At 65.8% G+C, this 24831-nt stretch carries 9 protein-coding genes; all 9 read left to right on the top strand.

All coding sequences use genetic code 11. The features are described from left to right. Positions 1-346: 346 nt before the first annotated feature. The 9 genes from RUH75_RS01075 to RUH75_RS01035 all read left to right on the top strand — a co-directional run bounded on the left by RUH75_RS01075 (position 347) and on the right by RUH75_RS01035 (position 24556). On the top strand, positions 347-3415 hold the full coding sequence (locus RUH75_RS01075; RefSeq protein WP_313801310.1) for a CHAT domain-containing protein: 3069 nt from the start codon (positions 347-349) through the stop codon (positions 3413-3415). Positions 3416-3420: 5 nt separating this feature from the next. Continuing rightward, a complete protein-coding gene (locus tag RUH75_RS01070) occupies positions 3421-5457 on the top strand; it encodes an adenylate/guanylate cyclase domain-containing protein (RefSeq protein WP_313801308.1) in 2037 nt (678 codons plus the stop codon). Further along, positions 5444-6193, top strand: a complete 750-nt coding sequence (locus tag RUH75_RS01065; RefSeq protein WP_313801306.1) for a hypothetical protein — start codon at positions 5444-5446, stop codon at positions 6191-6193. The genes RUH75_RS01070 and RUH75_RS01065 overlap by 14 nt, the downstream gene beginning before the upstream one ends. Positions 6194-6326: 133 nt before the next feature. Beyond that, positions 6327-8126, top strand: a complete 1800-nt coding sequence (locus RUH75_RS01060; protein ID WP_313801304.1) for a ShlB/FhaC/HecB family hemolysin secretion/activation protein — start codon at positions 6327-6329, stop codon at positions 8124-8126. Then, entirely contained in the window at positions 8126-15256 is a 7131-nt protein-coding gene (locus RUH75_RS01055; RefSeq protein WP_313801302.1) for a histidine kinase, read from the top strand. The genes RUH75_RS01060 and RUH75_RS01055 overlap by 1 nt, the downstream gene beginning before the upstream one ends. 122 nt (positions 15257-15378) lie before the next feature. Then, complete coding sequence (locus RUH75_RS01050; RefSeq protein ID WP_313801300.1) at positions 15379-16770, top strand: multiheme c-type cytochrome; 1392 nt, start codon at positions 15379-15381, stop codon at positions 16768-16770. Further along, positions 16767-18737, top strand: coding sequence for a heme-binding protein (locus tag RUH75_RS01045; RefSeq protein ID WP_313801298.1), 1971 nt, complete (start codon positions 16767-16769; stop codon positions 18735-18737). The genes RUH75_RS01050 and RUH75_RS01045 overlap by 4 nt, the downstream gene beginning before the upstream one ends. Positions 18738-18740: 3 nt before the next feature. After that, on the top strand, positions 18741-20564 hold the full coding sequence (locus tag RUH75_RS01040) for a hypothetical protein (protein ID WP_313801296.1): 1824 nt from the start codon (positions 18741-18743) through the stop codon (positions 20562-20564). Between the two features lie 26 nt (positions 20565-20590). Continuing rightward, on the top strand, positions 20591-24556 hold the full coding sequence (locus RUH75_RS01035; RefSeq protein ID WP_313801294.1) for an LVIVD repeat-containing protein: 3966 nt from the start codon (positions 20591-20593) through the stop codon (positions 24554-24556). Positions 24557-24831 lie beyond the last annotated feature (275 nt).

Genomic DNA, 24831 nt, shown 5'->3' with positions numbered 1-24831 from the left:
ATGCCGTTCCTGGTTTCGATCATTGGGCGACCATAGCGGCGGATCGACCGGGTGTATCGGGCAAAAAGGATGCCGGAAACAGTCTTGCTTCCGGCATCCCGAGTTTAGAAGTCCTTGCGAACCGTCACGCCGATCGTAGGCGACTGTCCCTTCCTTGCCTGGGCGGGGGAAGGCACTGCGCCGTTCAATCGCGTGCCTTTCGCCTTGCAGCGCGCCCTCAGGCGGCGTTATGAGGGCGCCCATCATGCTAAGGGGAGCTTTGCACGGACATATCCGGCAAGGCATGGGGGATAAGCCTTTGAGCGCTTTAGGGAAAATGATTTGCCGCCTTGCCGGCCTGGGCGTCTTGAGTCTGTCCGTTGCGGGGCACGCGCAGCGGGGCGGGGACCGTCCGCTGCTCCAGGACAGTTTCCGCATCGGCAGCGAAGGCGGCGCCCTGTGCCAGGCACAGAGCGCGACCGGCGATCCGGCGGCGCGCACCATGTTCGATCGGGCCTGGACCCTGGTGTGCCGGGATGCGGCACGGCCGGTGGGACAGCTTTATGCGTTGCGGCGTAGTGCTGGTGATCAGGAAGCGGCCTTGCTTGAACGGCTGACGGCCTCCCGCAAGACAGCGGTGGAATGCGGCCTGCCGGGTGGGATCACGCTGCCGGATATCGGCGCGGCGCTCATGCGCAATTGCACCGGCACGGTCGGAACCTATCGCATCCTGACCGTTGCGCGGGGCAAGACCATCTATGTTGCGCAGGGCTATGCGGCCTATGCCAGCGCGCTCGACCTCGGCCTGCGATCGGTCATCCTCGGACGGACGGTGCCGGGCAAGGTGGACATAGCGACGGTCGGTGCTGGCGAGGCGGGGTTCGCGCGCTTGCAGGCTGCCACGCTGGACCCGCAAACCGTGCTGGCCGAGGGCTATCGGCGCAACGCGTCGGGCAATTATGCCGAAGCGGCCGAATTTTTCGACAGCCTGACGGACCGGCTGGCGCGTGATCCCGACGCCGACAGGCTGACTCCGGCGGAGCGGGCGAACCGGGCGCATGAATATCTGGTCAATCGCGGCCTGCAACTGTCCAATCTGGGGCTGTTCGACCAGGCCGATGCTGCCTTTGCCCAGGCGCGCGCGATTGCGACCGCCGATGCAGTGCAGGTCCGCCTGCGCCGCAATTTCGAGGCGATGCACCATATCAACCGGCAGGATCTGAGCGGCGCGCTGGCGATATTGGATCGCCCCCTGACGGGCGGCAACGGAGGCGTGACCGAGAGCGACGGCGCCGTCGCCTTGCCAGCGGAGGTCGCTGCCGAAATGAGCAGCGGAGCATCGCAGGCCCGCGCATTGGGCGTGCGGCAGGATACGGCGCTGACCCCGGTTGAGCGGGCGGCGATCATTGACGCGCAGGCGCAGCAGTTGCGCGGCACGATATTGCGGCTGTCGGGCCAGCCGGGACCGGCGCGCGAGGTGCTGGCCAGGGCGCTGGCGAATGCGGTCGCGATCCGCGACGGACGGGTGACGTCGATCACCCGCCTGCGCGCGCAATTGCTGGGCGAGATCGCGCTGACCCATGAGGCGCAGGGGGATTTCGGGCAGGCGGAAAGCCAACTCAACCAGGCCCTGGCCCTGCTGGCCGCGCAATATCCCGAGACGGTGGCCCTGAACGGCGCGCGCGCGCGGCTGGGTGCCTTCCTCGTTCGGCGCGGGCGCAATGAGGATGCGTTGAAAATCTATCGCGGCATCATGGCGTCCACCATGGGCAATCGCGCGACGCTGACGGGCATGGCGAACCAGCTTCAGCCTTATTTCACCTTGCTTGCGCGGGAAATTCCCAACCGTCCGGAGTTGACCGCCGATCTGTTCACGGCATCGCAGATGCTGGTGCGGCCCGGCGCCGCCGACACGCTGGAGCAACTGAGCCGTGAATTGTCCGCCGGCAATGGCGAAGCGTCGCGGCTGTTCCGTCAGTCCGTCTCCCTGTCGCGCGATATCGAGCGCGGGCGGATCACTCTGGCGCAGTTGCGGCAGGCGGCGGAAGGAAATGCGGCGCTGCTGCCCGACGTCGCGCAGGCACAGGCGGAAATCGACCGGCTTGCCGCCGATCAGGCCAATACGCTGGCGGCGCTGGCGGCCTATCCGCAATATCGGGCGGTCAGTCCGCAGGTGCTGACGCTGGCCGAAATGCAGGCGACGCTGAAACCCGGCGAGGGCTATTACAAGCTGGCGCAGCTGGGAGATGCGCTCTACGCGCTGTGGATCGACGGCGCGGGCGCGACAGGCTACCGGTTGGCGGCGGGTGCGAGCGACGTCGCGCACAAGGTAGCGGCGTTGCGCGAGACGATCTCAATCGAGTTGAACGGCGCGCAGACCACCTATGCGCTGGACGTGCCGGTGGCGCGAAGCCTTTATCTCGATCTGTTCGGGCCGGTGGAGCAGCGGCTGGCGGCTGTCCGGCATCTGATCTTCGAGCCGGATGGAGCAATGCTGCAACTGCCGGTCAATCTGCTGATCGCGGGGCAGGCGGGCGTTGACGCCTATGAAGCGCGGGTCGCGCAGGGCGGCGATGAGTTCGATTTCCGCGGCATCGACTGGTTGGGCCGTGACCATGCGGTGAGCACGGCGCTATCGGCCCGCGCCTTCCGCGATGCCCGCGCAGCGGTGCCGTCCAGCGCGGCCCAGAGCTATATCGGCTTCGGCGACAATGCGCCGCTTGCCGGGCCGACGCTCGCCGCCTCCACCCGCAGTGCCTTGCCGAATGGGGCGACGGACGATTGCGGCTGGTCGCCCATGCAATGGAACCGGCCGATCCCCGCGACAGAATTGCGGGAGGCGGCGCAGGCCATTGGCGGACAGGGCAGCGAACTGATAACCGGCGCGGCCTTTACCGATGAAGCGGTGATGACGCGGCGTGACCTGGACAGCTTCCGCATCCTTCATTTCGCGACCCATGGGCTGGTGACGCCGCCGCATCCGGGATGCCCGGCCCGACCCGCCCTGCTGACCAGCTTCGCGCCGGATCGGATGTCGGACGGATTGTTGCAGTTCAGCGAGATTTTCGATTTGCGGCTGAATGCCGATCTGGTCGTGCTGTCGGCCTGCGACACCGCAGGCGCAGCCGGTGTCGAAACGACGCGGGCGGCGGGGCTTTCGGGCGGCGGCGGCGCGCTGGACGGTCTGGTGCGCGCCTTTATCGGCGCGGGCAGCAGGGCGGTCATTGCCAGCCACTGGCCAGCGCCGGAGGATTATCACGCAACAGAAAGACTGATGAGCGGCCTGTTCGCGGCGGGCACGGACCAGCCCGTGGCGGAAGCGCTGCGCGAGGCGCAGATCAAGCTGATGGATGATGCCGAAACCTCGCATCCCTTCTACTGGTCCGGCTTCGCCATCATCGGTGATGGCGCGCGTCCGCTGATCACCCGCCGCTGATCGCCATGCCAAGGCGGGGCCTGCTGCGCCGCGGCGCGCGATTGGTGCGGGATGCCGGGCGCTGGCGGCTGGCGGCGACCGGGCTGCTGCTGCTGCTTGCGCTGTTTCTGGCGGGATGGGACTGGAACCGGCCGTTGGACCGCATGACGCGGGAAATCCCGACCGCCGATGCGGAGCGTGGGCTTTATGACTGGCGGGCCGCGACTTTCGCCCCGCGCGTGGGACAGGACCCGCGCATATTGATGGTGGTCTATGATGATCAGACACTGATTGCCACGCGCAAGCGATCCCCGCTGGATCGCGGCCTGCTGGCGCGGGCGTTGCGCAATATCGATGCGATGGGCGCGCAATCGATCGGCATCGATATATTGTTCGATCAGCCGCAGGACGAGGATGCCGAACTGCTGGCGACGCTGCATGGCATGAAGACGCCGGTCTGGCTGGGTTACGCCAATCTGGGCGACAATCAGGAACAGATCATCTTCGAGCAGCAGCAATATCTGGACCGGTTCATCGTGCAGGCGCGGACGGATCGGGTGCGCCCGGCAAGCATCCGGCTGGAAACCGATGCCGACAATGTCGCGCGCAGCTGGCCAATGCCGACCTCTGGCCAGCCGCCGTTGCTGACGCTGGCGATGCAGCCTTCGCCGTCCTTTGCGGACTATGGCGGGGCGATCCGCTTCCGCCTGCCGCTGAAGCAGCCCGACGGGTCCGAGGAGCCGGTGATCCCCAGCCTTCAGATCGACACGCTGGCCGATCCCGCTATGGCGCCCGCGCTGGCGTCGATGGTACATGGGCGGCATGTGCTGATCGGTGGCGACATCGTCGACATCGACCAGTTCGAAACGCCGCTTTCGGGAAGGCAGGCGCGGTCGACCATGATCGGGCTGGAAGTGCATGCGACGATGCTGGCGCAATTGCTGGACGGGGCGCGTCTGCCCCCCGTGCCGGAGGCATGGCGCTGGCTGGCAGCCCTGCTGGTCGTCGGCGCGGCGGGGCTTACCAGCCTGGCGGAATTGCGCTGGTTCACGCTGGTCCCCGCGCTGACGGTGCAGGCCGGGGCGATTGCCGGTTTGCCGCTCTGGTTGCAGGCGCGGGGCTGGGATACGAAGGGTCTGCCTGCCGTCGGCTGGGTGCTGGGCTGGGTGCTGGCCTTCACCGCCATCGGCGTGGCGGCGAGGGCGGTGACTTCGCAGCAACGGCGTTTCGCGCAGGCTGCGCTGGGGAAATATCTGCCGCGCGACATCGCCGCGCAGATATTGGCGGAGCCGGAAAAACTGGCGCTCCATGGTGAAAAGCGGCCAATCTTCACGCTGTTCACCGACCTGGAGGGCTTCACCAAGCTGAGCCACGCCATCGCGCCGGAAATGGTCGCGCAATTGCTGAACCGCTATCTCGACATGCTGAGCGATGTCGTGCTGGCGCATGGCGGAACGATCGATAAATTCGTGGGCGATGCGGTGGTGGCCTTTTGGGGCGCGCCGATCGCGCGGCCCGATGACGGGCAGAAGGCGGCGCTGGCCGCCTATGCCATGTGGCAGGCAGGGGAGGCGTTTCGCCGCGATCTGCCGCCCGGCGTGCCGCCCATCGGACGGACACGCGTGGGGCTGCACCATGGCGAGGCGATCGTCGGCAATTTCGGGGGTGAAGGGCGCATCCAATATACCGCGCTGGGCGACAGCATGAACACCGCGTCCCGGCTGGAGGCCGCGAACAAGGCGCTGGAGACGAGCGTGCTGGCGAGCCGCGAGGCGATGTTGCTGTCCGGACTGGACTGGTGGCGGCCGATGGGACGGGTGCGGCTGCGCGGGCGGTCGACGCCGGTCGATCTGTTCGAACCTGCGCCCGATTTCCCGGTGGAAGACGGGGCGGCGCTGGCCGAAATTCTGGCCGTCTTCGATAGCGAAGATGCTGCGGCACGGGGACAGGCGCTGAAACGTCTCAAAGGGATGATTAACCATCATCCGGATGATGCGGCGATCGCCAATCTATTATATCGTTATGAGTATATCGGGGAAGGAGGAACCTATGGTCTGGGGTAAGCTTGCCGCGCGTTGCGCGCTGGCCGGATGGGTCGTTGCGGGCATGAGCGCGCAGGCCGGGGCCGAGACGATGGTGGTGCGAGCGACCGGACCTTCCGCCACGGCCTACAAACCGGGGAGCAAGCTGGTCGAGGGCGGATCGCTGGTGCTGAAGGCAGGCGATGTCGTGACCTTGCTGGATGCCAAGGGCACCCGCACGCTGCGTGGGCCGGGGCATTTCAGCGTTGCCGCTTCCGTCAGTGCTGCGCCGGCCAACAGCGTGATGCTCTCTGCCCTGCTCGATACCAAGCGGGTGCGCCGCGCGCGGACCGGGGCGGTGCGCGGCGGCGTGGGCGAAGCGCCCGCTGCACCGCCGCATCGACCCAATCTCTGGATGGTGGATGTGGCGCAATCCGGCACGCTCTGCGTTGCTGATCCGGCAGCCGTGCGGCTTTGGCGCGCCGATGCGGCAAGGCCCGCGACGATCAGGATCAGCGGCGGCGGCGTCAATGCGACGGCGAATTTCGCGGCAGGCGAATCGGTCGCAACCTGGCCTGTCGCAGCGCCGGTACGGGAGGGGGCGGCCTATCGCCTGAGTGATGGCGGGCATGCTGCCGATGTCCGCTTCGCGTTGCTGGGGGCGGCGCCGCCGGGACTGGATGGCATGGCTTCAGCTCTTATGGCCCATCAATGCTCGGCGCAACTCGACCTGCTGGTGGAAACGGCGGCGCTGACGGACGGATCGGCACGGAATTGATTGTCGCGGCGGTAACGCGCTGTTAACCGGCTGCGAGTCGCGGGGCGGGGGTGACGGGTCAAAAAGGTCCGCATGCCGTAAGGTCAGGGAGTAGGCGGTCAAGGGAAGGCCGTCTGGCGGTTTGGGGACGTCAATGAGAAAGAAGGGGCAAGTGCGGGCTTCCGCTGTCGGGCGATCAGCTTTGGCGCTGGCGATGCTGGTGCCTGTGGCGGCCGCGGGGCAGGTCGCGCCGCGCGCACCGACTCGCGAGGAAGTGACGCGCGGCCAACTGACTGGCGATGCCGCGGCTCAAGGAAGTCGTCTCACAGTGGTCGGCGGGATCGAACGGGCGCCCTGTCCGCTCGCCGATCCCCGCTATGCCGATGTGAAGGTGAATTTTGCCGATGTGCGGTTCGAAGGGCTGCGCGGCGTCGATCCGGCCGTGCTGGAGGACAGCTGGCGCGATTTCGCGGGGCGCGACGTGCCGATCGCCAGTCTTTGCGAAGTGCGCGACCGGGCAGCGACCGCGCTGCGCCAGATGGGCTATCTGGCCGCGGTGCAAGTGCCGCCGCAGAGGATCGAAAAGGGCGGAACGGTCCGCTTCGACATCTTCATGGCCCGGCTGGTCGCCATTGAGGTGCGCGGCAATGCGGGCAGCAGCGAGAGACTGATCGCGGCCCATATGGAAGCGCTGAAGGGCCAACCGGTCTTCAACGTGCGCGATGCGGAACGGCATCTGCTGCTGGCGCGCGACCTGCCGGGTTATGATGTCCGGCTGGCGCTGCGTCCGGCGGGGACGGCGCCCGGCGAAGTGGTGGGCGAGGTGCAGGTGACGCGCCAGCGGGTCGAGCTGGACGTCAACGTCCAGAATCTCGGCAGCAATGCGGTCGGGCGTTTCGGCGGGCTGGCGAGGGTGCGGTTCAACGACATGACCGGCATGGGCGACAGCACGGTGTTCAGCATCTTCAATACGGCGCAGCCCAGCGAACAGACGGTGCTTCAGGCCGGGCACAGCATGGCGCTGGGCAGTGATGGGCTACGGTTGTCGGGCGACCTGACCTATGCGTGGAGCAAGCCGGGGATCGCGGGGGTGCCGCTGTCATCGGAAACGATGATCGCGACGGCGGCGCTCGCCTGGCCGCTCGCGCGACGGCAGGTGCATACATTGCTGGCAACGGGCGGGCTGGATATCATCAATCAGGATCTGCGCTTCGGCACCGGCATGCCCAAAGTGCCGCTGTCGCGCGACCGGCTGCGTGTGCTGTTCCTGCGGCTGGAGGGCGAGCTGATCGATCCGGACAGCATCGTCAGCACCATCGGCTATTCGGGGATCGAGCCCAAATGGCGGATCGGCGGCATGGTGGAAGCGCGTTTGGGCATGGACGGCCTGGGCGCGAGCCGGGCCTGCGGCGCCGCGTTCGCCAATTGCGCCTATCCCGCAACGCCGATCAGCCAGCTGGACGGCGATCCTTCCGCCTTCGTCCTGCGGGCGAGTGTGCAGGCGGAATATCGGCCGACCCCGAATGTGACCTTCGCCCTGTCGCCAAGGGCGCAATATAGCCCGGACGTGCTGCTATCCTATGAGCAGATGAGCGCGGGCAATTACACGGTCGGTCGCGGCTATGATCCGGGCGTGTTGACCGGCGACAGCGGGGTCGGCATCGCGGCGGAATTGCGCTACGGCCGGATCGCGCCGCGCGGTCCGGGCGATTTCGCTTTCCAGCCCTTCGTCTTTTTCGACGCTGCCTGGATGTGGCACCAGAGCGCCAATTTCACGGGACTTGATCCGCAGCTGTATTCGGCGGGCGGCGGCCTGCGCGCGGCGTGGGACAATCATGCCCGACTCGACCTGACGCTGGCGACGCCGCTGCGCAAGGCCGGTTTCCAGACCGAACGGGGCGGCACGCGGCTGCTCTTCTCTATCACCACGCAGCTCGTGCCGTGGAGGCGATAATGATGGACAAGTCCCGCACCCGTTCGACGCTGACCCTGCTGGGTGGCTGCGCCAGCGTGATCGCGCTCGGCTGGAGCATGCCTGCCGCCGCGCAGACGGCCTTTCAGGGCAATCCTTCGGTGGTGTTCGGATCAGCCACGATCACGCGAGGCACGACGGACACGATTGCGGTCGATGGTTCGGAAACGGTCATCAACTGGACGCCCAGCGACACCAGCGGCACGGGCACCATCGACTTCCTGCCATCGGGGCGCACCGCGCAGTTCACCGTCAATACCAGCGCGCCGCTGAGCGACTATACGGTGCTGAACCGCATTCTGCCGGTGGACGGCAGCGGCCTGCCGGTGTCGCGCATCGTTGCGCTCAACGGCACGGTGCAGTCCGACCTTTTCGGCAGCACGGGCGGGAAGATATGGTTCTATGCGCCAGGTGGGATCATCGCCGGACCGACCAGCATCTTCAACGTCGGATCGCTGGTGCTCACCAGCAATGATATCGATCTGAGCGGTCCCAATGGCGGCAGCCTTTACGGCGCCAATGGCGAGATCCGCTTCCGCGGCGTGGCGGGCAGCACCGCGGCGGTAGATGTTCAGGCCGGCGCGCAGATCAACGCGCTGGCGGCGGGCAGCTATGTCGCGCTGGTGGCGCCGCGCGTGGTGCAGGCGGGGACGGTGAACGTCGATGGCTCGACCGCCTATGTGGGAGCGGAAGCGGCCGATATCACGATCAACAGCGGCCTGTTCGACATAACGATCACCGCCGGCACGACCGATGCCAATGGCGTGGTGCACAGCGGCACGACCAGCGGTCCGGCTTCTGCCGGCACCGGCGATCCGCAACGCGTCTATATGGTCGCGGTGCCGAAGAACAATGCGCTGACCATGTTGTTGTCGGGCAATGTCGGCTATGCGCCCGCCGCCGCCGCGACCCCGGACGGCAGCGCCATCGTGCTGTCGGCGGGCTATGATGTCGCCGGAGGGGACCGGGTCACGACGCGCAACGGCACCGCTACAGCGGACGCCGGTTTCAGCATCGGAACGGGTGACTGGCAGAATGATCTGACTGGAGCAGCAACCGGCGACATCGTGATCCGGCCCGCTGCGACCGCGCATTTCCTTGGCAATGCGGCGTTCTCCGCCGAACGGAGCATCACGCTGCGGGCCGACCAGCTGGCGGCGATCACCGTCGACAGGGACATGGCCCTGAACGCGGGGATGGGAACGACCGGCGGCCGGATCGACCTTTTGACCTTTGGCGGCAGCGGCGCCGTGGCGACCAACGGACAAATCAGCGTCACCGGCAATCTGACGCTGAACGCCAGCGGCTATGATTCGGGATTCGCCAGCGTTCCGCCGCTGATCGGCGCGGATGCGAATGGCGGCACGATCAACCTGATCGCCACGGGCGGCACGATCGAGGCGGCGACTCTTGCCGCCAATGCCGTGGGCTATGCAGGCTATGGCAGTGACCGGTCCGGCAATGCTGCTGGCGGCGCCATCACCCTGTCGGCGCTGACGGCCGCCGGACCCAGCGGGACGGAAGGCGGCGTCTTGCGTTTTGGCAGCACTTCACTCGATGCGTCGGCGGGCAGCGCCTTTCAGGTTTCGTTGCCGCCGATCGACGGCGGCAATGCCGTCGGCGGCAGCATTGCGCTGACGGGCACATCGGGGGTTGCGATCGGGGGTGGGCTTGACCTGGGCACGGTCAGCGCCAGCGCTCAGGCCACCGGCGGCGTGGCAAGCACAGGCACGGCAGGCAGCGCGACCGGCGGCAATATCAGCGTCATCGTTTCCAGCGGCACGCATCAATGGCAGAGCTTCTTTGCCGACGTCAGCGCCGCTCCCGGCTATGCGACTGAGGGCGGCGGCCATGGCGCGGCTATCCCCGGCGCGACCGGCATCGATATCGACATCAGCGGCACCGGCAAGCTCGATATCCTCAATTCCGTTTCGCTCTACGCCGATGCGAGGAGCTATGGCGGCGGCGGCGCTTCGGGCGGGACTCTGCGCGGCGGACGGATCAACATCGCCGCGCATGACGGCGGCAGCTTCTCCATCGCCCAAGACCTGTTCGCGAGCGCGGACGCGTCCGGCTATCCGGCCTATCCGGGATCGACCTTCCTCACGCCCGGAACGCCGGATGCCTTTGGCGGGACGATCAGCATCGGCGCGGCGGGCGGCAGCTTTAGCGCGGCGGGTCTTTTTGCTCATGCCAGCGGCTCGGCGGGCGACGCGCCGGATGTCGCCGGCAACGGCTTCGGCGGCAGCGTGACGCTGTTCGCCAGCGCATCGGGCGGGCAGCGGGGCAATTTCTCGCTGACCGATTGCCTTCGCTTGCAGTGCCGCGTGTCGGCGGATGGCAATGGCGCGGCGGGTGTCAACGGCTCGAACGGCACTGGCGGGTCGATCCTGCTCTATGCCAGCGATGCCGATTTTTCCGTTCTGGGCGAGCTGGCGCTGCATGCTGACGGCAGCGGGGGCGGCGCGGCATCCGATGGAGTAGCGGGCCGTGGCGGCGATGGTCTGGGCGGCATTGTCACGGTGGAAAGCCGCACGGGCGCTGCGGGCAGCGGCGCGCTCACCTTTGGCAATCTCTTTCTCTCGGCGGAGGGCAGTTCGGTTCCTTCGATCGACGGCGTCTTCTACAATGGTGGCGATGCCGGTAGCGGCACCGGTGGCACGGTCGACGTCACAATTCAGGGCGGCGGACTGACCGCTGATCTGGTGGATGCGCAGGCATCCGGCCTTGGCGGCGCGGCGGCGGAAAATTGCCCGACCTGCGAAGGCGGGGGCACGACATCGTTTCAGGCAGGCAGTGGGCAGGGCGGGTCGACCCATTTCCTGATTTCCGGCGGAACGGCAACCATCGGGACGCTGGCGCTGGGCGCGCAGGGCACCGGCGGCGAAGCGGATGGCGCGAACGATCCGCAGTCCGTGGCCGCGCTGGCGGGATCGGGACGGGGCGGCGCGGCTCTGCTGGAATCCCAGGGCGGCATGCTGCGATTGACGACGCTGACTGTCGATGCCAGCGGCGTCGGCGGACTGGGCGCGTCGGTTTTCCAGGCTGACGGCGCCGCTGGCGGCCTGGGCACGGGCGGCAATGCCGGGTTGTTGATGACTGCCGCCAGCAGCGGGCAGGTCGTGATAGACAGCAGCGCGATCATCCGCGCGCTTGGCAAGGGCGGCATCGGGGGGGAGACAGGTTCGGACGGCCCCGGATATTATCTCGCCGGTGCGGGCGGAGGCGGCGCTGGCGGCACGGTGGATGTGACGCTGGCTGGTGGCCAGTTGACCGCGCCTTCATTGCTGATCTCGGCCGAAGGCATTGGCGGGTCCGGCGGCGACAATGGCAGCGACGGACCCGGGGGCGCGGCGGGCGACGGCACGGGCGGCACGGCGCGCTTTTCCTATCTGAACGAAGGCCATGCGATCGGCGACGTCATCGTCAAGGCTGACGGACAGGGTGGCCAGGCGGGCAGCAATCGCTTCATCATCGGCTTCGACATCAACAATAACCCGATTTACGATTATGGCATCGGCAATGGTGGTGCCGGCGGCCGGGGCGTGGGCGGCAGCGCCACGATGCAGGTCGATGTCGATCCTCTTTTCGCGAGCCTGACCATCAGTGCCGATGGCACGGGTAGCATGGGCGGCAGCGGCGGAACCGGTAGCGCGGGTGGCGTGGGAACGGGTGGCACAGCGACGCTCAATCTGGCCTTCGGCGCGACGACGGTGAGCGGCGCGTTGCGCGTGACGGCTGCCGGTCTGGGCGGCACCGGCGGCACGGGCTATGACAATAGCGGCGGGCGTGGCGGCGATGCCTTTGGCGGGATTGCCACCTTCAACCTCTCAGGATCGTCGACCACGCTGGACGCGGGGGATATCGGCGTGCTGGCAGAAGCCCTGGGTGGCGCTGGCGGTCAAGGCGGCCTGCGTAGCGGCGCGGGCCTGGCGGGTGCCGACGGCGGCAGCGCAGTGGGCGGCGCTGCATTGTTCGATGTCAGCGCGGGCGCCAGCGCGACCACGGGCGTTGCGTTACGGGTCAGCGGCGATGCGACGGGCGGCGACGGAACCGTCGGCACGGCCGGACCGGTCGGCGGCAATGGCGGCGCGGGTGGCAATGCTGCGGCGGGGTCCGCGACCTTGCGGATCAGCGATGCGCGCATGGTCTTCAGCAGCGCTTTGCCCAAGGCGCCGGGCTATACCATCTCCGCTGTCGGTCAGGGGGGTACAGGCGCTGACGGCAGCGCGGGGACCAATGCGGGACTGAGCGGCGGATCGGGCGGTCGCGGCGGCGACGGCACGGGCGGTGTCGCGACGTTCAACGCCAGCAATGGCGACTATGCGCTGGGCGGCATCAGCCTGCTGGCAGATGGCGCTGGGGGTCTGGGCGGGATCGGCGGCAGTGGACCCGGCGGCGCTTCGGCGGGAGGCGCTACCGGCTTCGGCAGCGGCGGCACTGCGACTTTCGGCAATGGCGATGGTGGCACCCTGCTGCCCGGCGCGCAGCGGCTGATCGACGCGCTCTTCATGAGTGCCAGCGGCGATGCGGCAGGCAGCGTGCAGTTTTCCGACAGCAGCACGGCGATCGATGGCGGCCTACGCGTCAACGGCTCCATCGCGCTGGCCAGCTTGGGTGCGCCAGTCGTGGGCTTTTCCGGCATTTCCGCGGGAGCAGCGGCCAATGTCGTGCAAATCGGCGGCGCGGCTGACTTCAGCAGCACCGGACCGATCTCCTTCGCTTTTGCAGGAACGGGCGGCATGGCAGTGGCCGGATCGTTGACCGCCACGTCCTCCACGCGCATCGACCTCAGCCATGGCGGGCGGCCCACGGGCAGCGACAGCCTGTCCGCCGACAGCATCCTGTTCACGGCGCCCGGCGACGTGAGCCTGCTTTCGGCGGGTGCGCTGAGGGCCATCAACGGGCTGACGATCCTGAGTGCCGGCGGCAATATCAATCTGGCAAGCGGCAGCGCGCTGAATGCGGGCGGCGACGTGCGGTTGTTCGCGCAGAGCAGTCTGAACGGCGCCGGCGCAACGGTGCGGGCAGGCGGGGTGGCGGCCATCGGCCTGGGTGGAGCAGGCAATATCCTGCTCGGCGATCTTGCTTCCGGCGGCCTGCTGGATCAGGCCGATGCCAGCGGCAATGCTTTGGGAATGGGCGGAATCGCCATCGGCGGCGACTTTGCCGTCTCCGGCCGCCTGGACATCGGCGCGGGCAGCGGTACGCTCTCCGCCGCCAGCATCGATATCGGCACATTGGCCGCCGATACGCAGCAACTGACCGCCACCAGCGGCACGGTCCGGATCGGCAATGCGCTGATGAGCGGCGACCTGATCGTCAATTCCAGCCTGCTGCTGGGCAATGCCGATATCACCGGGCTGTTGCAGGTGCGCGCGCCCGGAGCCGCGGGTTTTGCGCAACTCCCCGGAACCGTGGCGGCGGGCTCTATCGACATCGATGCGGGCATGATCGCCAGCAATGGCCTGACGGCACGCAGCGGAGACATGCTGCTGCGATCCGCGTCCGATCTGGCGGTGACCGATGCGTCCGCGTTCGGGGCGATCATCATGACCGCCAGCGCCGGTGGGCTGACGATCGGCAATGCTTTCGCGGGCGGCAGTCTGACGCTGTCGGGGCTGGGCATCACCGCGTCGACCCTGGCGGCGGGCGGCCAGAGCCTGTTGGACGCGGGCACCGGCAGCCTGACGGTAGGCGACATCGCATCGACGGGCGCGATCACGGCGAATGGCGGGACCGTCAGCCTGGGTGCGACCGGCGCCATGACCATCGCGCAGGCCATTGCCTCGACAGGAGCGCTGGTGCTGAATGCGGGGGGAGCACTCTCGGTCGCCAATGCGGGCTCTGCGGGAACGATGACGCTGAACGGCGGCACGATCGTCGCGACGACGCTCGATGCGGCGGGATCGCTGACGGCCACCGCCGCAGGAAGCGCCGATTTTGGCAGTGTGACTTCGCAGACGGGCGGCATCCTGCTGAACGCGGGCGGCCTGCTCAGCCTTTCGGGCGTGGTCAGCGCCGGGACGATCATTATCGGGTCGGGCGATATAGCCATTGGCAGCACGGCGTTGATCGGCAGCCTGGGCGGGACGAACGGCATCACCTTCCATTCGGTGAACACGCAACAGCCGGCTTATATCGGCGGCAATGATGTCGCGGGCGCGTACAGCCTGTCCGCCGCTGATTTGGCGCGGGCGGCCGCCGCGAATATCGCGATCGATGCCCCGGCTCGCGGCGTCGCGGGGACGCCGGATATCGTCTTGCAGGACCTGACGATCGGCACGGCCAATCTGCCGGGCGTCGGCGCGTTGACGATCGGCACGAGCGGTCGGCTGCGGGTTCAGGGCACGCTGCGGCTGACGGGACGCTCCGGACAGGGTGGACTGGCCCTGTCGGCGGGACAGGCGCTGGAAGTCATCGCGGGTTCCGGTCTGATCGACATCAGCGACGGCAATGGCGGGTTGGGCGGCGTTTTGACGCTCAGCAGCCCGAATGTCATCGCCGCGACCCTGTCTGCAATCGCCGATGTCGCTGCGGCAGGCACGCTCAATGCCCGGGAACTGCGTCTGGCCCAGAATGACGGACTGGTGAACGACGCCGGCATCTTGCGGGCCGGGACCATCCGGGTGAATGCGACGCAAGCCTTTTTCGTCCAGAACAGCGGGGTTTCCGCCAGCATTTTCGAGCGGCGCGGCTTCACCGCCAATGACCTGATGATCGCCACGCAAGGCGCCGCGCCGCAGATCGCCATCAATGGGCAACTGGCCCGGCCGACCGGCGGTTTCATCACGGGGCTGGAGACAATTCCGCTGGTCGCGATCAATGGCTCTTACACTCTCGGATCGAAGGTCAATGGCTGCCTGATCGGCAATCCCGGCGCTTGCCTCAGTTCCGGTCTGGACAGCCGGGATACATGGAACGCGCTGCTTGATCCTTCGGTATCGGTTGGGCGCATCTTCACCCTGTCGCTGATCGAGTTGCGCGATATCGTGGCGCAGGGCTATCCGCCGCTGATCGACGAACCGGTGACCGGCGCGGGCAATGAAGATCTGTGGGAGCGTCAATGCGGCAGCGCGGACCAGCCGGCCTGTGGTGATAGTGGCACATAGTAGACCGAAGCGCGATTGCCGACAAAACGGGATTGAAACAACGGGTTGAACCCGTAGAGAGAATGGAACGGTTGGACGCAAGGGGAATAGCGTCCGATTCAACCGGCACGGGGGCGTGACGAATGGGGGGCGGAAACGGCAAGGTGATCGGCAGGTCCGTGGGCGGCATGGCGCTAAGCGTCATGCTGCTGGCGGTGCTGTTGCTGTGCGGCCTGCCGGGCAGTGGATCGGGCGCGGCGGATGCCGCTGCGGCGGGCCGGCTCTATGTCGGCGTCGCATCCTGCGCCGGGTCGACCTGCCACGGCCGGATGGAGGCCGACGGCAAGGTCGTGCGGCAGGACGAGTTGATGCGCTGGCAGGAACCATCGACGCCGGGGGGCGCGCATAGCCGGGCCTTTGCGGTGCTGGGCGGAACCCGAGGCAGGCAGATCGCTGCCACTCTGGGACTGGGCGACCCCATGGCGGCCCCTGCTTGTCTTGGATGCCATTCCACCCCGGCAGCCGCGCGCGGTGCGCGCTTTCTGGCGCAGGACGGCGTGGGGTGCGAGGCCTGCCATGGTCCGGCGGGTGGCTGGATCGCCTCGCATTATGCGGTGGGGGCGAGTCATGCCGGCAATGTCGCGGCGGGGATGACGCCGCTCGACCGGCCGCAGGCGCGGGCCTCGGTCTGCCTTGACTGCCATTTCGGCAGCGCGCGCGACGGGCAGTTCGTCACGCACCGGATCATGGCGGCGGGGCATCCGCGCATTTCCTTCGAGCTGGACCTCTTCTCCTCGATGCAGGCGCATCATGACGAGGATGCTGATTATGCCGCGCGCAAGGGGCGAACCGACAGTTTGCAACTCTGGGCCGTGGGACAGGCCATGGCGGTCGAGCGGGCGCTGACCCTTTATGCCGGAAGCAAGGGGACGGAAGGGGCTTTTCCCGAATTCTATTTCTTCGACTGCCAGAGCTGCCACCGCCGCATTTACGATCAGGCGGAACGCGGCAAGAGCTGGGAAGCCAATCCAGGGCGGCCGATCCCGGCTGGGATGCCGCCCTTCAACGACGAAAACATGATCATGCTTTCGGCGGTGGCTCGGGTGGCGGCTCCGGCATTGGCGGGGCGGTTCGATGCTGACAGCCGCGCTTTCCATGCGGCGATCGCCAGGGACAGGCCTTCTGCGGTCGCGGCGGCGGGCAGGCTGGCCCAGAGTGCCGGGGCGTTGGCGCAGGCCTTTGCGGGCGGCCGGATGAAGGGCGACATGGCCTTTGCCATTGTGCGGGAGATTGCGGGCACTGCCATATCGTCGCGCTTCACCGATTATGAAGGGTCGGTACAGGCGGTCATGGCGGTCGACACGCTGCTCAACAGCCTGGTCAGATCGGGGCGCGTGACCGTGGGCGCGGCGGCGGGCATCAGGGCCGACGTCAATCGCGCTTATGCGGCGGTCAAGGAGCCGAACGACTATCGGCCGGGTGATTTCCGTTCTGCTTTGGGCGGCGCGGCGCGCAGCATCGGAGCGCTGCAATGAGGGGAAGGCATCGCCGCCTGAGCGCGCTGACGGCGAGCGCGGTGCTGATCCTGTCCTCCTGCGGCGGCGGGGGAGGGAGCGGCAGCGGCAGCGGCACGCCGACGCCCGGTCCGACCCCGACACCCACCAGCCTTTATGCCGTTCCCGCGCAGGAATCGCTGACCGTCGCGGATGTCGAAACGGTTGTCGCTCATGCCGTGGCGGAGGCGAAAGCCCGTAATTTACCCGCCGTGATCGCTGTGACCGACCGGGTGGGCAATGTGCTGGCGGTGTTCCGCATGACCGGCGCGTTGAAGGATGCGACCACCAGTTCCGCGCCCAATGGCGACAATATCGACGCCCAGAACCTGACCGTCCCGGCAGAGGCTGGCGCCATCGCCAAGGCCATTACCGGCGCTTATCTTTCGAGCGGAGGCAATGCCTTTTCAACCCGCACGGCGAGCATGATCGTGCAACAGCATTTTCCGCCCGCGCCGAATACCGCCGGGCTGGAGAGCGGGCCGCTGTTCGGCGTGCAGTTCAGCCAATTGCCTTGTTCGGACCTATCCGCGCGTTTCGTGTCATCGGGCACGACGGCAATGATCGGACCGAAGCGCTCGCCGCTGGGGCTGGCGGCCGATCCGGGCGGTTTCCCGCTCTACAAGAATGGCGTTGTCGTGGGCGGCATCGGCGTGATGGCGGATGGGGTTTATGGCTCCGATCCGGATGTCAGCGATGCCGACAATGATCCCGAGGAATTTATCGCGCTGGCCGGAACCTTGGGTTTCGAAGCGCCCGAAAGCATCCGTGCCGATCGCATCTTCGTTGACGGCACGTCGCTGCGCTATTCCGATGCGGCTTATGGTGGATTGCTGGCGACTGGCGCGGTCAGTTTCGCGGCGATCAACGGCAGCGCGGGATCGCTGGTCGCCGTGCGCGGCTATTATGGCGATCCGGCGCCCGCAATCCTGGGAGGCATTGCCTACGGGATGGAAGCTTCAGGAGTGCGTCCGGCCCGGACAGCCGAATTTTCCAAAAGTGACGCTTTCGTCCTGACCGACGGGTCGGGCAATGACCGTTTCCCGATCCGCGCCGGGACCGATGCGGGCGATGTGGCGCAGCCGCTGACGGCGGCGGAAGTCACAGTCATCCTCGAAGAAGCCTTTGCAATCATGAGCCGCGCGCGGGCGCAGATTCGCCAACCGCTCGACAGCCGTGCGCAGGTGACGATCAGCCTGGTCGATACGCGGGGGCAGCCGCTGGGCATCGTCCGCTCGCCCGATGCGCCGATCTTCGGCACCGATGTCAGCTTGCAGAAGGCGCGCACGGCGGCCTTCTTTTCCGGCTCCCATGCGGCATCGGATTTGCTGGCGAGCAGCAGCAGCGATGTCGCGGCCTTCGTCGGCAAGGCGCGCACCTTCCTGAACGATCCCTCGGCGCTGACCGGACAGCATGCCTTTACCGATCGCGCCAACGGCAATCTGTCTCGGCCTTATTTCCCCGATGGCGAGGTCGGGCGGCCCAACGGCCCCTTCTCCCGGCCGATCGCTCAGTTCAATCCCTTCTCGACCGGCCTCCAATCGGCGCTGGTGGTGGGCGATCTTGCCGCGCATCTTGCCTATGTGACCGGCGCCAGCGCGACAGATGCGCCCCAGCGCTGCTCGGCCGTGCCGACTGTGTCGAACCAGAATCGCATTCAAAATGGTGTCCAGATCTTCCCCGGATCGGTGCCCATTTATCGCGGCAATATGCTGGTCGGCGGCATCGGCGTGTCGGGCGACGGGATCGATCAGGACGACATGATCAGCTTCCTTGGCCTCAACAATGCGGGGACGCGGGTAGGCGGGATTGGTAATGCGCCAGCTGCGATCCGTGCCGATCAGATCGTTGTCGATCTCGGCAATGCGACGGTACGGCTACGCTATGTGGGCTGCCCCTTCGCGCCATTCCTCGACAGTGCGTCGCAAAATGTCTGCGCGGGGCTGTAGAAGATGGGTCTGGCCTCTCTCCTGCCGCTGTTCGTGCTGGCCCAGCCGGGGGAACCGGTGCCTCCCGCTCCGCCAGAAAACTGGCAGGAGATTTTGGACGCCGACCAACAGTCTATCGAGGGCCGCCGCCGCCCCGGCTACGAGGTGCCGCTGCCCGAAGCCGTGACGCAGGACAATAAGGGTGCCGTCCGCGCCCCGCCGCCCGAGGCTTTTCCGGTCGATCAGGTTCCGCTTCCGGATCGCTGGCGCCTGATCGAGAGCCTGGGTTTGGTGAAGGAGCGCTGGTTCGATCCCTATCATCAGAACACGCTAAAGGGGGACCGACCCCTTGACCGCGAGAAGGTGAAGTGGTTGCCGATCAGGGGCGACGACTGGTTCTTCGTCGCCAATGCGGTGAGCGACACGGTGCTGGAACCGCGTACCTTCCCGATTCCCGTCGGCGTGCAGACGACCGAGCGGCCCGGCAGCCTCGATGTCTTCGGCAAGGATGCCAGCGTCGTGTTGAGCCAGACGTTCATCGGTGGCGTGGCGCTGATCAAGGGGGCGACCGCGTTCAAGCCGCCGGAGATCGAATATCGCCTGACGCTGGCGCTCAACGTCAACCATGTGAATGTGCCCGAACGACGCGTGCTGTTCGTGGAGCCGTCAAAGCCCTCGCACCGCACCGATCATTTTCTGGGGGTGCAGGAAGCCTTTGTCGACTATCACCTCGCCAATACATCGGATCGCTATGATTTCCGGTCGGTGCGCATCGGCATTCAGCCCTTCCAGTCGGACTTTCGTGGTTTCCTGTTCAATGACCAGCAGCTTGGCATCCGGCTGTTCGGCAATCGCGACAATAACCGTTTCCAGTTCAATCTGGCGGCTTTTTGGCGGCTGGAGAAGGACACTAATAGCGGCCTGAATTCGATCGTGCAGACGCCGCGCAACGACTGGGTGTTCGTTGCCAATCTTTACCGGCAGGATTTCCTGATCCCCGGACTCACCAGCCAGATCACGGCCGTCTATAATATGAACCGCGAGAAACATGACGTCGAGATTGACGATAATGGCTTCCCCGTGCGTCCGGCGTTGCTGGGCGATTTGCGGGGGCGGGAATATGATGTCGTTTATCTTGGCTATAATGCCGATGGACGGATCGGGCGGATGAACCTGACGGCCTCGCTCTACGGCGCGCTGGGGGAGGATCGGAACAGTTTCTTTACCTCAAAGCCCGCGCAGATCCGCGCCTTTTTCGCGGCGGCAGAGGCAAGCTACGACAAGGACTGGATGCGTTTCCGTCTTTCAGGCCTCTATGCCAGCGGGGACGGCGATCCCTATGATAATCGCGAGAACGGCTTCGACGCGATCTTCGAGAATCCGGTTTTTGCAGGGGCCGACACCAGCTATTGGATCAGGCAGACCATTCCCTTTGCCGGGGGCGGTCGCGTCATCGGGATCAACGGGCGCAACGGCATTTTGAACTCGCTGCGGTCGTCGAAGGAACAGGGGCAGTCGAATTTCAACAATCCCGGTACCATGCTTCTGGGGGCAGGCGCGGATTTCGACCTGATGCCGGAACTGCGCCTGTCGGCCAATGCCAATCACCTCTGGTTCCAGAATACGGCCACGCTTCAGGCGTTACGCAATGAAGGCAGTATTCCCAAGTCGATTGGCTGGGATCTGTCGACCGCCGCGATCTGGCGGCCTCATGCGACGCAAAATATCGTGTTTCGTCTGTCGGGAGCGACTTTGCTGCCGGGTGCTGGATTTCGTGATCTCTTCACCAATAGCGAGGGTAACCGGAATTATTATTCGGTGCTCGCCAATTTGATTTTGAGTTATTGATGCTCGCGCGACCTTCCCTTTCCCTGATGTTGGGTATTGCGACGCTGCTACTGGCCGCGCTCCTTTTGCCCGTTGCCATGCTCCACGCTTCCGACGCCGAAAAGCCGGTCGAGCGCCATTATATCCCGGCGCCCGCCGCACCGATGAGCCAGACCGCCGAACAGGTCGCGGCCAAATCCGACGGCTGCTACAGCTGCCACAGCAAGACCGACGAGCCGTCCATGCACGCCACCCCGGCGGTGATGTTGGGCTGCACCGACTGCCATGGCGGCAATGCGGCGGTGCGCGGCGATCCGGCTCTGGGCTTCGAAGACCCCGCCTATGTCGCCGCGCGGGAGAAGGCGCATGTTCTGCCGCGCTATCCGAAGAGCTGGCACTATCCCTCCTCCGCCAACCCGCAGCGCAGCTACTCGCTACTCAACCGGGAAGCGCCCGAGTTCGTCCGCTTCGTCAACCCCAGCGATTATCGCGTGGCACGCGATGCATGCGGCTCATGCCATATGCAGGTGATTGAGGCGGCAGAGCGCTCGCTGATGGCATCCGGCGCGATGCTGTGGGGTGGGGCGGCCTATAATAATGGCGTCGTCTTATTCAAGAACTATGCCTTGGGGGAGGCTTATACCAGGGATGGCAAGCCGGCTAAGATCGTCTCTCCCGGCAGCCCGCCCGGCACGCTTACGCCTGAGCAGAAGGCGCGCGGCGCGCTGGCCGAACTCTATCCGCTGCCGACCTGGCAGGTGATGCCGCCCGGCGACGTGTTCCGCGTGTTCGAGCGCGGCGGGCGTAATATCGCCACGCAATTTCCCGAAATCGGTCTGCCCAACCCGACCGGATCGATCCAGCGGCTGGAGGAACCCGGCCGCCCCGACCTCAAACAGTCGAGCCGTGGTCCTGGCACCGGCCTGCGCGTGGCGATCCCGGTGCTGAACCTGCACAAGACGCGCCTCAACGACCCCTATATGTGGTTCATGGGAACGAACGACCAGCCGGGCGACTATCGCCATTCGGGCTGTTCGGGCTGCCACGTCGTTTATGCCAATGACCGTGAACCGCGCCACAGCCTGATCTATGCCCAATATGGCCGCGACGGGCAGACCGCGACGGTCGATCCCACCATCGCCAACAAGATGAGCCATGGCGGGTTGAAAGGCCCGCATGGCGAGGAGGTCGCGCCGGATCATCCGGTCGGCGCCGTCAAGGAAAGCGGGCATCCGATCCGCCACGCATTCACCCGGGCGATCCCGACTGCCCAGTGCATGAACTGTCACATGCACCAGCCGAATATCTTCCTGAACAGTTATCTCGGCTACACCATGTGGGATTATGAGTCCGACGCTCCATTGATGTGGCCGGAAAAGCAGAAATATCCGACCGCAGGAGAAGTGCACCAGACCCTGGAACGTAATCCCGAAGGTGCGAGTCCGCGCGGCAAATGGTCGGATCTCGACTTCCTGCGCAACGTCTACGACCTGAACGACAAGGCCAAGGATACGCAGTTCGCGGATTATCACGGCCATGGCTGGAACTTCCGCGGCGTCTTCAAGCGCGACCGGGAGGGCAATCTGCTCGATGCCGATGGCAAGATCGTCTCGCCCGACGATCCGGAGAAATGGCGCAAACGGGGCGAGGGCAAGTTCGTGCCTGTCGGCACCAATCCCGGCAAGGCCGTCCACCTCATGGATATCCACGCTGAAAAGGGCCTGCAATGCGCCGATTGCCATTTCGCGCAGGACAGTCATGGCAACGGCTTCATCTATGGCGAGGTGGCGAACGCGATCGAGATCGGTTGCAAGGACTGCCACGGTACGGTCGACAATTATCCGACGTTATTGACCTCCGGCCCGGCGGCCCCGCCCAAGGGCACCAACCTTGCGCTGCTCCGCAATCCGGACGGCAAGCGCCGCTTTGAATGGTATTTCGACGCCAGCGGGCGGCGGAAGCTGATCCAGCGGTCCATCGTCGATCCGAAGCTGGAATGGGAGGTGTCGCTGGTCAAGGATGCGGTCGATCCTGCCAGCCCGCACTTCAATGCCAAGGCCGCCCGCGCCAAGCTGATGAGTCGATCGGGCGCGGAGGATGGGAGTTTCGCTTTCGGGCCCGGCGTTGCCAGGGAAGACCGGGCGCATGGCGATGACAGCATGGCCTGTTTCACCTGCCATCTCAGCTGGACCACCAGTTGCGGTGGCTGTCACTTGCCGATCGAGGCGAACTGGAAGACGTCGCTCCATCATTTCGACGGGGAGGAGACGCGCAATTTCGCGACCTACAACCCGCAGGTGGCGCGCGACGAAATGTTCCAGCTCGGCAAGCATATGACGACCAAGGGCAATGAAACCGCCCCGGTTCGATCGACATCGGCGCTGGTCCTGTCGTCCACCAACATCAATCGCGAGCGCATCTATATCCAGCAGCCGCCAGTGTCGGGCATCGGTTTCTCAAGCCAAGCTTTCGCACCGCATTTCCCGCATACGGTGCGCCGGACCGAGACGAAGACCTGTTCCGATTGCCATGTGTCGGCGAAGGACGACAATAACGCCGTCATGTCGCAACTGCTGTTGCTCGGCACCAATTTCGTGAACTTCGTCGGGTTGAACGCCTGGACCGGTCTGGAAGGCGGGTTCGAGGCGATCCGCGTCACCGAATGGGACGAGCCGCAGGCGGTGATTGGCAGCTATCTCCAGAAATATGCCTATCCCGACTATTGGAAGCTGCATGTCGAGCAGAACGGGCGCGAGTTGAAGAACTGGGTGCGCGGCAAGATCTTCGACAAAAAGGCTTCGGGCGAAACGCATCCGGTCGAAGAATTCCGCAATGTCGTGAAGGGCACGGCGGATCGCGTCGGCTGTCTGCAACTGCGCGGCGAATATATGTATGTGGCCGAAGGGAAGGGCGGTTTCCGCGTCTATGACGTGGCGTCGATCGCGAACAAGGGCTTTTCCGAGCCGATCATCAGCGGACCTTTCTCGAAGCTCGGCCATGATACGGGCATTCGCACGAAAAATGCGACGTGCATGGCGCTGCCGACCAACCAGCCGATCAACCCGCTGCGCAATACGAAGAAATGGCGCGAGATCAATCAGGAACAGGCGTTCCTGCCAATCTACAGCTATGCGGCGGTGACGGATAGCGTCGAGGGCCTCATCATGGTCAATATCGAGACGATGGCCGATGGCGAGTTCCGCAACAATTTCCTGAAGCGCGCCGTCACCTGGAACCCCGATGGCGTGCTGAACGGGGCGCGGCATATCCAGTTGGCGGGGCAGATCGCCTATATCACCGCCGATGCGGGGCTGGTGGTGGTGGACCTCAGCGATCCGCTGCATCCGCGCCTTGCCGCCGTCCGCCCGCTCAAGGATGCGCGGGCGAGCGCGATCCAGTTCCGCTATCTGTGGGTGACGGATGCGGAGGGGCTGAAGCTGTTCGACGTGACGCACCTGACCGATCCGGTGGCGGTGCCCTCCGCGACCGTGCCGCTGGCCGACGCGCGGCGCATCTATCTGGCGCGGACCTATGCTTATGTCGCGGCCAAGACGGAGGGGCTGGCGATCGTCAACATCACCAATCCGCTCCGGCCCAGCGTCTATTTGAAGGAGACGTTCGGCGGTCAGATGACCGATGTGGAGGATGTCATCGTCGGCACGACCAATGCGTCGCTGTTCGCCTATGTCGCGGACGGGCGGGCGGGCATGAAGGTGATCCAGCTCACCAGTCCCGCGAGCCAGCCCAATTTCTACGGCTTCTCCCCCGCGCCCAAGCCGGAACTGATCGCCTGGGCGCGGACGCCTTCGCCGGCGCTGGCGCTGTCCAAGGGGCTGGACCGCGACCGGGCGGTGGACGAAACGGGCGGGCAGATCGCGGTGTTCGGGCGGCTCGGATCGCGGCCCTTCACCCGGGGCGAGATGGAGCGGCTGTTCCTGACCTCGAAAGGGATTCCCTATAAGGTCAGCGATGAGGTGGACATGAAGGGCTGGCGGCCGCCTTTATTGCGGTGATGGCCAGCTTGCCATGATGGGATTGAGCGACAGGATCTGGGTGACATAAGTGACACGGTAGATGTTGCGTGAAGTAAGGCTCTTGCGGAAATTTCCTATTGGGTTTTACGGTTGAAAGAGCCGCAGGCGGCATAGCGCCGACAAGGGGCTGTAGGACAGAAAAATCGTTGGTCTGGTTTCGACCATTTTTTGCCGTTCGCAGGCCATCTTGTCGATGGCACTAGGCTGTAGTGACATTTTAGGGATTCACGGCGGCGGCTTTTTCTGATTCACCA

Source organism: Sphingobium sp. (assembly GCF_032153725.1).
Classification (GTDB): Bacteria; Pseudomonadota; Alphaproteobacteria; order Sphingomonadales; family Sphingomonadaceae; genus Sphingobium.
This window is presented reverse-complemented; position numbering and strand designations above follow the sequence as displayed.

Excerpts from the sequence above, each read along its gene's own strand:
- RUH75_RS01065 (WP_313801306.1), top strand. The coding sequence starts at position 5,444 with ATGGTCTGGGGTAAGCTTGCCGCGCGTTGCGCGCTGGCCGGATGGGTC.
- RUH75_RS01070 (WP_313801308.1), top strand. The coding sequence starts at position 3,421 with ATGCCAAGGCGGGGCCTGCTGCGCCGCGGCGCGCGATTGGTGCGGGAT.
- RUH75_RS01055 (WP_313801302.1), top strand. The coding sequence starts at position 8,126 with ATGATGGACAAGTCCCGCACCCGTTCGACGCTGACCCTGCTGGGTGGC.
- RUH75_RS01035 (WP_313801294.1), top strand. The coding sequence starts at position 20,591 with ATGTTGGGTATTGCGACGCTGCTACTGGCCGCGCTCCTTTTGCCCGTT.
- RUH75_RS01040 (WP_313801296.1), top strand. The coding sequence starts at position 18,741 with ATGGGTCTGGCCTCTCTCCTGCCGCTGTTCGTGCTGGCCCAGCCGGGG.
- RUH75_RS01045 (WP_313801298.1), top strand. The coding sequence starts at position 16,767 with ATGAGGGGAAGGCATCGCCGCCTGAGCGCGCTGACGGCGAGCGCGGTG.
- RUH75_RS01060 (WP_313801304.1), top strand. The coding sequence starts at position 6,327 with ATGAGAAAGAAGGGGCAAGTGCGGGCTTCCGCTGTCGGGCGATCAGCT.
- RUH75_RS01050 (WP_313801300.1), top strand. The coding sequence starts at position 15,379 with ATGGGGGGCGGAAACGGCAAGGTGATCGGCAGGTCCGTGGGCGGCATG.